Below are 13,131 nucleotides of genomic sequence, written 5' to 3'. Positions count from 1 at the left end.
GATGGACATGTAGAACAGATGGGAGGAAAGCTTTATGGAACCAGCTAAGAAACTGCAGCCGATTTCTGCACCAGAAGATAATAAAAGGGAAGAGAAAAAAGGCTTTTTTGCAAAATTGGGAAGTATAAAAGTAGGAGCAGTGCCGCTTCCGCTTTATGTTTTAATAGCACTTGTTGTATATGCTGCGGCAGCTTATGAATCACTGCCGGCTGATATGATCGGCGGATTTGCCGTCATTATGGCAATGGGAATCCTGCTTGGCGATATCGGAATGAGAATCCCGATCCTGAAGGATATCGGGGGCCCGGCGATACTATCGCTGCTCGTTCCTTCTATATTGGTATTTTTTAATATTATTAATACAACCGGAATGGATGCTGTCACCCAGCTGATGAAAACATCCAATTTCCTGTACCTGTATATTTCGATCCTGGTTGTCGGAAGTATCCTCGGTATGAACCGCAGGGTCTTGATCCAGGGGTTTACCAGAATGTTTGTGCCGCTTGTTCTGGGTACACTTGCCTCAGTTTGTGCGGGCGTTCTTGTCGGTATGCTGTTTGGATATGATGTAAAGCATACGCTGTTTTATATTGTTGTGCCGATCATTGCCGGAGGGATTGGCGAAGGAATCCTGCCGCTGTCCATCGGCTATGCTGATGTCCTTGGCCAGAGCTCAGAATCATTTGTCGGCCAGCTGATTCCTGCAGCGGTCATCGGAAATATTGCAGCGATCATCTGTGCCGGCATCCTGTCCCGCTTGGGAGAGAAAAAGCCGGAGCTTACAGGAAAAGGAGTCCTGGTCAAATCGAAGGGCGGAGACGGGATCACAGAATCTTCGACAATCAACAAACCTGTCGAGTTCCCGCTAATGGGGGCAGGGCTCCTGATTGCCTGCAGCTTCTTCATTATCGGAGGGCTTGGCCACCATGTCCTTGGCATCCCGGGTCCAGTCCTGATGATTTTTGCGGCTGCCCTTGTTAAATGCCTGCAGCTTATGCCGGCCAAAATGGAGCAGGGTGCCTTCCACCTTTATAAATTCGTTTCATCCAGCCTCACATGGCCATTGATGGTCGGCCTTGGAATGCTGTATATCCCGCTTGAGGATGTAGTGAAAATCGTAACGCCTTCTTATATTGCAGTTTGTGTGGCTGTTGTCCTGGCCATGGTCATCACAGGCTACTTCACAGGAAAACTGATGAAAATGTATCCTGTTGATGCCGCAATCGTTACAGGCTGCCACAGCGGCCTTGGCGGAACAGGCGACGTTGCCATCCTTTCAGCTTCCAACCGCATGTCCCTGATGCCGTTCGCACAGGTTTCCACAAGAATCGGCGGCGCATCAACAGTCATCCTTGCCATTCTGTTAATGAAGATCTTGAACTGAACCGGGTCCGGGACTGGGCTGAGGGGGCTGGGCCAAGGGCAGGGCCAAGGGGACAGACCCCCTGGCCCGAAAACTGGGCCAAGGGGACAGACCCCCTGGCTCGAAAACCGCGCCAAGGGGACAGACCCCCTGGCTCGAAAACTGCGCCAAGGGGACAGACCCCCTGGCCCGAAAACTGAGCCAAGGGGACAGACCCCCTGGCTCGAAAACCGGGCCAAGGGACCTGACCCCCTGGCCCGCGAATTGACAGAAAAGCTGGAATAGTATTTAATGGATTCTGGTATAGGCGGGCGGCATGTGATGCTGCTTGCTTTTTTAAATAATTTTAGTTAAATAACCTGGAGATAATGGGTAAAGGCTACTAACATGGAATAGTACGGAAATTGACTCCAATTGAAAGGAAGAACTATGATCTATGACTGCTTCAGATGGTGCAAAAAACGTAATTTACACAGATTTGAGAGGAAAAGAGCTTCTATCAAATCCTTATTTGAATAAAGGTGTCGCATTTACAAAAGAAGAGAGGGATGATCTGGGGCTTCAGGGCTTGCTGCCAACCCAGGTGCTGACTCTTGATGAACAGGCAACACGTGCGTATGAGCAGTTCTCCAGACGGACAAACAATATGTTCAAAAACGGAGTGCTCTATGATTTATATAATCGTAATGTCGTCCTGTTCTACCGTCTCCTCAGGGATCACTTGAACGAGATGCTGCCGATCATCTATACACCGACTGTGGGTGAGGCGATCCAGCGCTATTCCCATGAATATCATCGTCCGGGCGGCCTCTATTTGACCATTGAAGATCCGGAGGAAATGGACAAGGCATTCGAAAACCTGAATAAGCCCCATGAAGGAATCGATCTGATTGTTGTGACGGATTCTGAGAGTATCCTGGGAATCGGCGACCAGGGCGTCGGCGGGATCAATATCGCGATTGGCAAGCTGGCAGTTTACACAGCGGCAGCCGGCATTGATCCAAGCCGTGTGCTTCCGGTTGTGCTTGATGTAGGGACCAATAATGAGGACCTGATCAAGGATCCTTTATATATCGGAAATAAATTCCCGCGCGTCCGCGGTGAGCGCTATGAGCAGTTTGTCGACCAGTTTGTTGTAACGGCGCGCAAATTTTTCCCGAATGTTCTTCTTCACTGGGAAGATCTTGGCAATGTGAACGCACGGAACATCATGGAAAAGTACGGCAATGAAATCCTGACTTTCAATGACGATATCCAGGGAACAGGGGCTGTTACACTTGCTGCCGTCATGTCTGCCCTGAAGGTGACAGGCGGATCCTTGAAGGACCAGCGCATCCTTGTTTTTGGACCTGGGGCGGCAGGCATCGGAAACGCAGACCAGATGGCAGAAACGATGATCCTTGAAGGTCTTGACCGTGAAGAAGCATATGACCGGTTCTGGGCATTTGACTATCGCGGACTGCTGACGGAAGAAACGCCTGATGTCCTGAAATTCCAAAAGCCTTATGTACGCAGTGCAGAGGAAGTCAAGGATTGGGAAAGAGACGGAGCGTACACGATTCCGTTATTGGAAGTGGTGAAGCGGGTAAAGCCGACGATCCTGATCGGCACCTCCGGCCAGGCCGGCGCCTTCACAGAGGAAATCGTAAGGGAGATGGCCAAGCACGTTGAAAGACCGATCATCATGCCAATGTCCAACCCGACACTCCTAGCTGAAGCGGTGCCTGAGGATCTTTTCAACTGGACAGACGGCAAGGCGCTCATTGCCACAGGAAGCCCGTTTGCGAATGTAGAGTATAACGGAATCAGCCATGAAATCGGCCAGTCCAATAACGCATTTGTTTTCCCTGGCCTCGGCCTCGGAGCGATTGTCGCCAAAGCTGAAATCATTTCAAAAGGCATGTTCGCCGCTGCAGCCAATGCAGTTGCCGAGAAATCAGACAGCAGCACGCCTGGTGCTTCCCTGCTGCCGGCCATCACCAAACTGGCTGACGTCTCAAGGCATGTTGCCATCGAAGTAGCCAAGGCTGCCGTCCAGGAAGGCATTGCCAAAGCGGAGATCGACGATATTGAACAAGCTGTAGAGGATGCTATGTGGAAGCCTGAATATAAACAAATTAAGAGTAAATAGTGGTACAAGGGGGGGACAGGTTTTGCTGTCCCTCTTTTTTGGGATTAGGGCGGTGCTCTATGTACTGATCGGACACTGTATTGGCCTAATGCGGGACAGTCATGAAAAAAAGGTTTTCTATCAGGATAAATGTGACAGCAGCCTGTGTCCCTGCGGCCCCTTTCATGATATAATAGATTCAACTTTTAACAGAAATGGAGGTTTTCTTTGTGGCAGCCAGCATCAGACTACGTTTTTTCCCAGCTTTGAATCGTTAATTAAATACGTTCAAGGGCTCTGCCTGTGTGCAGGGTAAATGGGATTGGTCTGCCTATTTTTAAGAAAACCTTATTTTACGTTTGATTGTATAAGGAAAGGGAGGACGAGTCTGTCCTCTTTTTTTGCTGTCTTTTTTCATGGCCTTTTGAGTTTAGTCTTCTCTTTGGCATTTCTTTTTTAGGACAGACATAACTATATTTTCCATTTACTTTAAACACAGGCGGCCAGTCTGTGTTTTTTTAGTACAAAATAGCATTAAAGGAGAATGGACTATGAGTATGGCAAAAGAAAAGGTATTGAGAATTGCAAGAAAAAATGGTATTGAAGCTAAAGAAGAGCCGCTGGAATTCAATGAGTCGGGGCTTGATTTCCTGGTTGTATTTGTGGAAGATGTCAAGGGAGAGAGATGGGTGCTCCGTTTCCCCAGGAGGGAGGATGTAATACCGTCAACTGCGAAAGAAAAGAGGACACTTGAGCTGGTCGGCTCCTACATCCTGATCCAGACTCCGGATTGGCTTGTATATAACGAGGAACTGATTGCCTATAAAAAGCTGGATGGCGTTCCTGCAGGCACCATTGATCATGAAGCTAAAGCCTATAAATGGGAGCTGGACGTGAATGATTTGCCAGAGAAGTATATAGAGAGTCTGGCAAAAGCCATGATTTCCCTCCATAAGATTGGGAAGGACGAAGCTGAGGGAGCGAAACTGCCAGTTGAGAGTGCAGAAACGGCGAGAGCCAGTATGATGCTGAGAATGGAAAAAGTGAAGGAAAAGTTTGAAGTACATGACGCCTTGTGGAAAAGGTGGCAGACGTGGGTGCACGATAGCTCGATGTGGCCCAAACAGACTGGTCTGGTGCATGGGGATCTGCATCCAGGGCATATCCTAATCGACGAGGACTCACGGGTGACTGGTTTTATCGACTGGACAGAAGCGTCAGTAACTGATATAGCCAATGATTTCGTAGGGCATTACCGTACATTTGGCAAAAAAGAGCTGGAACGGCTGATCGGCTGCTACAGTGCTGCCGGGGGGTACGTGTGGCCAAACATGGCAAAGCATGTCATGGAGCTTGAAGCAGCCTATCCTGTAGCCATTGCCGAATTCGCCTTGAAATCCGGCCTGGAAGAATATATGGAAATGGCGAAACAGATTCTAAGCCAGGAAAACTTATAAATGCAGCGGGACAGGGGAAGTGCACCTTGTCCCGCTTTTTATGGAACATTGTGCATGACCTGCCCCTCAAGATCAATTGCCTATTCTGCCTCATTTCCTGCACTTGCAGGATCCGAACCTTCATCACCAGCAGTGAGCGTGTCCCACGATTGGCTGCTGCCGCCCATAACCGCCTCGCTGATTGGATGTGTATATCTGTTTCTCACCTCAAGCAGATCATCATGGCGGAAGAACATGGTCGGTTCATTCATTTCATCAGCAAGCCTTTGTCCTACAAAGGAAAGCTCCAGTTTTACCGCCTGAAGCTCCACATCACCGACTGCGAAGAAGCGGAGCTGGTCACCGGCATTTCCTCCTATGTCCGGGTCTAAAAAACCGAATGTCCTGTTTCGGCAGCTGCCTGCCGGGATGACAAATACAGCGTCTGGAAAGAGGGTTGATTCGCCAACACCGTCCTCGTCTAATGAACAGACTTCCGCAAACAGCTGAATCCTATAATCTCGATTAGTCGGATTGGAGATGGAAACTCTTACAACGTCAGGCGGACCTCCTGCTGGATCCCCTGAGATTTGGCCCGGAATTTTCATCGGTCCTGTCGTCAAAATATTAAATCGCATTCATTTCACTCCCTTCATAATCAATATATGAAAAGCAGGAAGAAACGAATGGACAAACCTCCTGGAGCTGCAGACTATTTTAGGGCGGAGGAAAGATCTTTTGCCGGCGGGGCAGGAGCTTTGTTTTGTGCCGAAAAGACTGGACTTTTTTCCATTTGTTTGTAAGATAAAGAAAGAAGTTTATAAAGCAGAACTGCACTGCGACTTAAAGGGGAAGCGGATTTGAGAAAGTATAATTCATATATGGATTTCAAACGTATGATCTATCTGTATATGATTCCTTTGATTCTGTTGGCGATGGTTAGTTATAATCTTATGGAAAATGACTCGGAAGACAATTTAGAAACATATCTGACAAGGATTTTGATAGCTTGGAATATCATCAGCTGGGCTGCTGTTTATAAAAGAAAGTTTTTGCGTGCTTTTGAGCTCGCTACTTTGGCGATCATCAGTGCTGCACATATAGCCATCATATATGATGGTGTCTTTAATTATATCGGAAAGGGGAAGGAAGGGGCATTTGGGGTCTCTGTCATATGGGTTCCGGCAGTTATTTTGATTTTCTTCCTGATCTTAAGGGCAAAATGGGGCGCTGTTTATTCGCTTTTCATTTTTGTCATTATATTTGCTTTTGGACTGATGAATCTCCCTAATGCCTCTGGCGACAGCCTTGAGTCACTGGCTCAGTTTTATGTGGCCTACCTTTTTTATATACTTGTATTTTATATGGCCCTTCACCTGTTCAAGCTGTTTTCAGAGCTTGAAAGCATGAAAAGGGTCGCCTTTACTGACTCGCTTACTGGAATTGCAAACCGGCTTCAAATTGATGGGTGGCTTGAAGAATGGATAAAAAAATCAGAAGGCTTTTCTGTTATCTTCTTTGATATCGACCATTTTAAATGTGTGAATGATACTTATGGCCATGATGCTGGTGATCTTGTTCTGAAGCAGCTGGCATCCCTGGTTGAAAATCAGTTGACAGGCGCTGAGCTTTTTGGGCGCTGGGGAGGGGAAGAATTTATCATTCTTACCCCAAAGACGGGGGAAGGTGCGGCACAAATGGCTGAGAAATTGAGGAAGGTGATTATGGAAAGCAGCTTTGCTCCGGCAGGGAATCAGACTGCCAGCTTTGGCGTTGCCCCGTATAGAAGCGGCGATACTGTAGATTCCCTTCTCTCAAGAGCTGACCAGGGACTTTATCAATCTAAACATGAGGGGCGGAACCGGGTGACGTTTGGGGATGAGGGACAGATTTAGTGTCCCTTTTTTGCTGCAGGGACAAGGTACCGGTTTCTTCGTCCGGTGCATTTTTTTAATATCATAGTTAGTAGAACAATGATGAGCAGTACCGTGCTAAAGCTGAACATATTGATATAGACAGCATTAGTGTAGATTGTCATGCCGCTTGTTAACTGACTGACATCGCTGCTTTCAAAATGTGCGGAAAGAGATTTTCTGATGTGGCCCAGTCTTGATTTTCCAATATAAATAGAAATCAGCATAAGAAGGGAAACTGAGAAGAAAACAGCTGCAATCCAGCTGTTTTTAATTGTATTTGGGATAGATTGATAGATCGGCACTATGAGAAAAATAGAAAGAAGGAGCAAGAAGCCTGCAGGCAGGAGACCGATATTTCCGTTGCCGGACATAATGTCAAACCGTTTGATCGTGTAAATTTCGGTAATCATGAAAACGGTGAGATAGGAAAGGGAAAGGCCTATAATCAATATCCAAGCTTTTTTCATGGTATGCTCCTTTTGGAAATGGCTTAGATTTCTGTATAAAGACACTCTTCATTTTTTTTTAACGCAAGGACTGTTTCATCAAACTCATTAAATAGCGAAATATAGCCTTTAGCTGTCTTCAATCCTAATCCTTTTAGTGTGCTGGAGTGACCTCCTTGTGCTGTTTCAATCAAGTCTGCCCCCTCTACTGGACTGCCGGTGAAAGCAGAAGTGCCTTTTATCGCATTTTTTCGCCATTCAAGTCTTAAATCCCTGGATCCATACCATATTATACTTTCATTTACATCAATTGCATTCCAGCTTACAGCGATTTGATCTTTAAACGAACAAAACTCCAGCTGCTGTCCTCCTATTAGTAAGACGACTGGACAATCACCCCAAAATTCACCGCTCGACACTTCGTGGACAGTCCACATCCCACATAGATTTTTATTAACCATGGATCTAAGGCGATTGCCGTGATTCTTTATGAATTCCAAAGAGTCTCCGTAGAAAACTGGCTTATAGTTTTTAATGCCAAGCATGAAGAAGCCTCCTGTATTAATATTCATATTAACTTTAGCAGGAGACACTGCTTTTTGGAAATGCTAATATTTCTTGTTTTTTGAGCCAAGGGACCTGTCCCCCCGGCCTCACAAAGGATTTCCCAATTGGAGTGGAGAATAGTAGTGTCAGGGACTTTGGAAAGGAGCGGGAGCGATGGCGGAGCAGAGTGTCATGGAGATTTATAAACAAAGCCTCGGAAAGTATGATTTGGAACAGCTGAGGCAAATTCCGGCTGATGGGGTATGGTCTCTTGCGCAGATGTATGATCATGTGATTGTGGTGGCCGATGAGTATTTGGATGAAGCGGAAGCGTGCGCTGCTGCTGAGCCTGTACAGGGCAGAGGGAAAACGGAGTTTGGCGAAAAGCTGTTCAGGGAAGGAGGCTTCCCGCCTGTTAAAATCAGGCTGCCGGATGAGATGAACCAGCCGCCGGACAACTCAGGCACTTCAGCTTCCCTGCTCGAAAGGCTTGTGCAGCTGGAAAGAAGGATGAGGGAGCTGGGGGAAAAACTGGATAAGATTCAACCTGACCTTAAAACTGAGCATGGAGGCTTCGGCTGGCTGAGCGCCATGGAGTGGCACGAGCTGGCTGAAATGCATTTCCGGCATCATCTCCGGCAGAAAGGGGAGCTGGAGGAGAGGCTGGGGATTTAAGAGTATGAGTAAAAGGAGCAGTAAATAATGAACAAACTGACTTATGAAACAATAATAGCGGGATTTATGGAGATGGCTAAAAACGATGAAAAGATCCGGGCGGCGCTCATTGTAGGTTCCAGGGCAAGAACGGAGGTGCCGGCTGACGAGTATTCCGACCTTGATCTTGTGGCTATCGTGGAAAACCCGTCTGCATTTCTTGATGATACAGACTGGCTGGGGAAAATAGGGAAGCATTATCTGACATTCCTTGAGAATACTGCCGTTGGGGGAGGAAAGGAAAGAAGGGTCCTGTTTGAAGAGGGGCTTGATGTCGACTTTGCGTTTTTCCCGGTTTCCGCACTGCCGGAGCTTGAGCAGGATCCGGAGCCGCTTGGCGTATTTGCAAAGGGTGTGAGGGTACTGTTCGACAAGGACGGCACCGTCACAGCCCTGGTTCATCAGGCGCCCAAAAATCTGCCTGCCCCTCAGATGCCTGGTTCAGAGGAGATAAGAAATGCTATCCATGATTTCTGGTACCATGCTGTATTGGCTGCAAAGAAAATCAGGCGGGGAGAGCTGCTTGACGCAAAATCGATTTGCGACTCTTATATGAAGCATTTGCTCATGCAGCTGGTACGGACGCAGACCAAGCTTAATAAAGGCCTTGCTTTTGACACCTGGCACGGTAACCGCTTTTTTGAAAAATGGGCTGATCCTGAAACAGTGTCCGCCTATAAAAACCTTTATGGAGTTTATGAAGAAGAGGATGTCTGGAGGGCCCTGCATAATACGATGAGCTTTTTCAGAGAAACTGCCAAAGATGTTTGTGTAAAAATGGATCTCCACTATCCTGAAGAAGGGGATGCATATGCAGCAGGGCTGGTGGAGTCTCTTTATAGCCAAGAGCAGCGGCCAGTGTGAGCCTCGATAATTTCCCTCTATAACTTGTCCGCAATATAGACAGAAGGAGTGTTGAAGGCAGTATCATCCGTACCATCATTGGTTTCCATATAACTGAAAAACAAATTCATAACAACAAACAAAATAATGACCAGAGCCAAAACACCAACAAAGATGAATACGGCTACTTTTTTTCCAGACATCAGGTGTCCTCCTTTTCCTTATTTTTACGTATTATATCACAATGTTCCGCCATTTTGTGGTATACTAATATCCAACTAAGTGCGAAAGGAATGATGGGTGGACGATGGATAACTGATCTTATTTTTTCTTGATTGAAATAGCATATTTCAATTCACACAAAAAATAGGATTAGTCTGCCCATTTTTCACTTATACATCTTTCAGCCATTATGATAATGGTTTATTTGCTGATGCAAAGGTACGGCTAATCCTTCCAATTCAATTGGGAGGATTTTTTTGGTTCTCCCTTAAAGAGAGGGATGAGAGTATGAAGGAAATGTTGAAACTGAATGACCTTAGCTATGAAATTATGGATGTAAGCCTGTTTGAAGGGGTGAATAGCAGTGTCCTGCAGGGGGAAGTGATCGGCATCATTGGGAAAAATGGAGCCGGAAAATCCACTCTGCTGCAGCTGATCACCGGTGAGAGGCAGCCTTCCAGCGGGCAGATCCAGTGGGTGGGGCAGGAAGCTGATATCCTGATGGTAGAGCAGGAAACAGAATCCTATGCTTCAGGGCATCAATCTCCATTGGAAATTAAGCTGCTGGAAAAATGGCAGGTTCCTGCTGTGGGCTATGTACGGATGAGCGGCGGGGAAAAACTGAAGGCCCGTCTCGCAAAAGGCTTTGCGGCAGATGCAGGCCTTCTGCTCCTTGATGAGCCGACCAACCATCTGGATGAGCAGAGCATGGAGATTTTGAAGGAACAGATTGCAGCCTATAAAGGGACGATCATCCTCGTATCCCATGACCGCCACTTTTTGGATGCTGCGGTTTCTAAAATCTGGTCGATCGAGGATAAGCAGCTGATTGAGCATAAAGGGAATTATTCGAGTTATATGGAGGCCCGGAGGCAGAAACGGCTTGCACAGCAGCGGGAATATGAAAAGCAGCAGAAGATGGTCGAGCGGATCGAGGGGCAGCTGAATGAGCTGAGCTCCTGGGCAAACACCGGCCATGCTAAATCGATGAAAGAGGAAGGCTTCAAGGAATATCACCGTGTGAAGGCGAAGCGCCTTGATTCACAGGTGAAATCCAAACGGAAGCGGCTGGAAAAGGAGCTGGAAAAATCAAAAGCAGCTCCTGTCGCGCCTGAGCATGAGGTCCGCTTTTCGATTTCGGCAAACACAAAGCGGGGCAAGCGGTTTTTGGAAGTGAAGAATCTTGCAAAATCCTTTGATGGGCGCAGTCTGTTTGAAAAAGCGCATTTTACCATCCAGCATGGTGAAAGAGTGGCCATAACAGGGCCGAACGGCAGCGGGAAGACGACTTTCCTGAAAATCATCATGGGAAAGGAAACAGCAGAGGGAGAGGTCTGGGTGTCGCCGGCAGCCAGTGTCGGCTACTTGACGCAGGAAGTATTCGATCTGCCGCTCGACCAGACGCCGGAAGAGCTTTTTTACCGGGAAACGTTTGCTGAAAGAGGGAAGGTTCAAACCTTAATGAAGCATCTTGGCTTTTCGGCATCGCAGTGGAAGGAGCCGATCAGGAATATGAGCATGGGCGAGCGCGTCAAGTGCAAGCTGATGGAATACATCCTGGAGGAAAAAGATGTGCTCATACTTGATGAGCCGACCAACCATCTTGACCTTCCTTCGCGCGAACAGCTGGAAGAAACCCTGTCAGCCTATCCAGGGACACTACTGGCGGTGTCGCATGACCGCTATTTTCTTGAGAAAATAACCAGCAGCAAGCTCGTGATTGCAGGCGGGACTATTCAAAGGCAATTCGGCCAGGAACCGGAAACAAGGGATGACCGGGAAGAGCTGAGGATGAAGCTTGAAACTGAAAGGCAGGAAGTGCTGGGGAAGCTCAGCTTTATGACGCCGAAAGACAAAGAATATCAGGAGCTGGACCGGAAATTTAATGAGCTTACAAGGCGGATAAGGGAGCTTGGATGAATGTTGTGCGGATATTAGGTTGGGGAAGGGTGCAGGGGACGGATATTAGCAACTTTTTGATGTTATTAGCAACTTTATCCATATATTAGCAAGTTTCCCGTTTTATTAGCAACTTCCCAAATATATTAGCAACTCGCCTTTTCAAAAGTCCAAATCAAAAGGAGCCCTGCCGCCGCAGCAGGGCTCCTTTCTGTTGTATCCACAAACCCGGCCTAAAGCACTTTGCCAAGAAAAGCCTTAGTCCGTTCATGCTTGGGGTTGCCGAATAATTCGCCTGGGACATCTTCTTCGACGATATATCCGCCGTCCATGAAGATGACACGGTCCCCGACTTCGCGGGCAAATCCCATTTCGTGAGTGACGACGACCATGGTCATGCCTTCACGGGCAAGATCTTTCATAACCTCGAGCACTTCCCCGATCATTTCAGGATCGAGGGCAGATGTAGGCTCATCGAACAGCATGACCTTTGGCTCCATGGCAAGTGCCCTGGCGATGGCGACACGCTGTTTCTGCCCGCCGGATAATTCGCCGGGGTAGCTGTCCGCTTTTTCCTCAAGCCCTACTTTTCTAAGAAGTTCGAGGGCTTTCTTTTTTGCAGTTTCTTTGTCGACGCCCTTCGTTTTCATTGGGGCCAGGGTAATATTCTGCAGCACTGTTTTATGAGGGAAAAGGTTGAAGTGCTGGAACACCATCCCGACTTCCTGGCGGATTTTATTGATGTTGATTTTAGGATCGGTTATGTCATTTCCATTCACGATGACATGGCCACCCGTAATTTCCTCAAGTTTATTCAGGCATCTCAGAAAGGTACTCTTTCCAGAGCCGGAAGGGCCGACAACACAGACCACTTCCTGCTCTTTTACCTCTGTACTGATATCTTTCAATACTTCGAGTTCGCCGAATGATTTTTTCAGATTATTGACTTGGATTACGCTCATCGCAGCTGATATCTCCTTTCAATAAAGTCGCCGAGCTTGGTGAGCAGGTAGATCAGGATGAAATACATGAGCGCGACCATGCCCCATATTTTAAAAGGTTCATAGGTCGCTGATACGACGACTTGCCCTCTTTGAGTCAGTTCGGCGATTCCGATGACCGACAGGAGGGAGGTGTCTTTCAGGCTGATGATCGCCTGGTTCACAAATGTCGGCAGCATCCTTCTTAAAGCCTGGGGCAGGATGATATAGCGCATGGTCTGCGTACTTGTCAGCCCCAGTGTGCGGGCAGCTTCTGTCTGCCCTTTATCGATGGACTGAATGCCGGCCCGGATGATTTCAGCTATATAGGCGCCTGCATTGATGGCAACGCCGACAATACCTGCCGTTACAGGCTCAAGCGAAATAAACGAAAGTGAATTCAATCCAAAGTAAATGAAAAATAATTGAACGAGGAAAGGTGTTCCCCGTACTAAGTTGATGAACCAAATGGCGATCCACCTTAAAGGCGGAATCGGGGAAAGGCGGAAAAGTGCGGTGATCAGCCCGATGATGAATCCAAACAGCAGACCGAGAACGGTAATATATGCAGTCAGTTTTAGCCCGGCCCATAAGACAGGAAGGGCTTCTATGAAAATATCCAAATCGCTGCTCCTCTCTTTCTCGAAAAAGACAGC

The 13,131-nt window shown here is 47.4% G+C and carries 13 protein-coding genes; 7 read left to right on the top strand and 6 right to left on the bottom strand.

From position 1 onward, the window contains the following. Positions 1-34: 34 nt before the first annotated feature. From Q9R36_RS20655 to Q9R36_RS20645, 3 genes are all read left to right on the top strand, one after another. Positions 35-1,384 (top strand): 2-hydroxycarboxylate transporter family protein, encoded by a 1,350-nt coding sequence (locus Q9R36_RS20655; protein ID WP_248138974.1) that lies wholly within the window; start codon positions 35-37, stop codon positions 1,382-1,384. A gap of 415 nt (positions 1,385-1,799) precedes the next feature. After that, positions 1,800-3,494 carry an NAD-dependent malic enzyme gene (locus tag Q9R36_RS20650; protein WP_248138972.1) on the top strand — a complete coding sequence of 565 codons (1,695 nt, stop codon included), beginning with the start codon at positions 1,800-1,802 and terminating at the stop codon, positions 3,492-3,494. A 530-nt stretch (positions 3,495-4,024) separates the two neighbouring features. Continuing rightward, positions 4,025-4,930, top strand: coding sequence for a macrolide 2'-phosphotransferase (locus Q9R36_RS20645; protein ID WP_253616432.1), 906 nt, complete (start codon positions 4,025-4,027; stop codon positions 4,928-4,930). Between the two features lie 80 nt (positions 4,931-5,010). Here Q9R36_RS20645 and Q9R36_RS20640 read toward each other — a convergent pair whose 3' ends face one another. Continuing rightward, the gene (locus tag Q9R36_RS20640; protein ID WP_224951292.1) at positions 5,011-5,547 is read right to left on the bottom strand and encodes a hypothetical protein; all 537 of its coding nucleotides are present in this window, start codon (positions 5,545-5,547) and stop codon (positions 5,011-5,013) included. 222 nt (positions 5,548-5,769) lie between these two features. Here Q9R36_RS20640 and Q9R36_RS20635 point away from each other — a divergent pair, with 222 nt between their 5' ends. Next, complete coding sequence (locus Q9R36_RS20635; protein WP_311225800.1) at positions 5,770-6,804, top strand: GGDEF domain-containing protein; 1,035 nt, start codon at positions 5,770-5,772, stop codon at positions 6,802-6,804. Here the strand turns inward: Q9R36_RS20635 and Q9R36_RS20630 are convergent. After that, entirely contained in the window at positions 6,801-7,292 is a 492-nt protein-coding gene (locus tag Q9R36_RS20630; RefSeq protein WP_248138968.1) for a hypothetical protein, read from the bottom strand. The two genes, Q9R36_RS20635 and Q9R36_RS20630, sit on opposite strands and share 4 nt — an antisense overlap. A gap of 23 nt (positions 7,293-7,315) precedes the next feature. Next, positions 7,316-7,816, bottom strand: a complete 501-nt coding sequence (locus tag Q9R36_RS20625) for a hypothetical protein (RefSeq protein WP_248138966.1) — start codon at positions 7,814-7,816, stop codon at positions 7,316-7,318. A gap of 175 nt (positions 7,817-7,991) precedes the next feature. Here Q9R36_RS20625 and Q9R36_RS20620 point away from each other — a divergent pair, with 175 nt between their 5' ends. Further along, a complete protein-coding gene (locus Q9R36_RS20620; protein ID WP_248138964.1) occupies positions 7,992-8,492 on the top strand; it encodes a DinB family protein in 501 nt (166 codons plus the stop codon). 27 nt (positions 8,493-8,519) lie between these two features. Then, the gene (locus tag Q9R36_RS20615) at positions 8,520-9,395 is read left to right on the top strand and encodes an aminoglycoside 6-adenylyltransferase (RefSeq protein ID WP_094768809.1); all 876 of its coding nucleotides are present in this window, start codon (positions 8,520-8,522) and stop codon (positions 9,393-9,395) included. Positions 9,396-9,412: 17 nt separating this feature from the next. Here the strand turns inward: Q9R36_RS20615 and Q9R36_RS20610 are convergent, their stop codons facing one another. Then, positions 9,413-9,577, bottom strand: a complete 165-nt coding sequence (locus tag Q9R36_RS20610) for a hypothetical protein (protein ID WP_009791875.1) — start codon at positions 9,575-9,577, stop codon at positions 9,413-9,415. Positions 9,578-9,884: 307 nt separating this feature from the next. On the opposite strand from Q9R36_RS20610, the gene abc-f reads away from it, so the two are divergent. Continuing rightward, positions 9,885-11,516, top strand: a complete 1,632-nt coding sequence (abc-f, locus tag Q9R36_RS20605; RefSeq protein ID WP_311225799.1) for a ribosomal protection-like ABC-F family protein — start codon at positions 9,885-9,887, stop codon at positions 11,514-11,516. Between the two features lie 212 nt (positions 11,517-11,728). Here abc-f and Q9R36_RS20600 read toward each other — a convergent pair whose 3' ends face one another. Together Q9R36_RS20600 and Q9R36_RS20595 are read right to left on the bottom strand one after the other, a co-directional pair. Further along, positions 11,729-12,457, bottom strand: coding sequence for an amino acid ABC transporter ATP-binding protein (locus Q9R36_RS20600; RefSeq protein ID WP_094768811.1), 729 nt, complete (start codon positions 12,455-12,457; stop codon positions 11,729-11,731). After that, complete coding sequence (locus Q9R36_RS20595; RefSeq protein ID WP_009791872.1) at positions 12,454-13,098, bottom strand: amino acid ABC transporter permease; 645 nt, start codon at positions 13,096-13,098, stop codon at positions 12,454-12,456. The genes Q9R36_RS20600 and Q9R36_RS20595 overlap by 4 nt, the downstream gene beginning before the upstream one ends. Between the last annotated feature and the right edge of the window lie 33 nt (positions 13,099-13,131).

This window comes from Bacillus sp. AG4(2022), from assembly GCF_031844465.1.
GTDB lineage: Bacteria > Bacillota > Bacilli > Bacillales > Cytobacillaceae > Bacillus_AB > Bacillus_AB infantis.
This window is presented reverse-complemented; position numbering and strand designations above follow the sequence as displayed.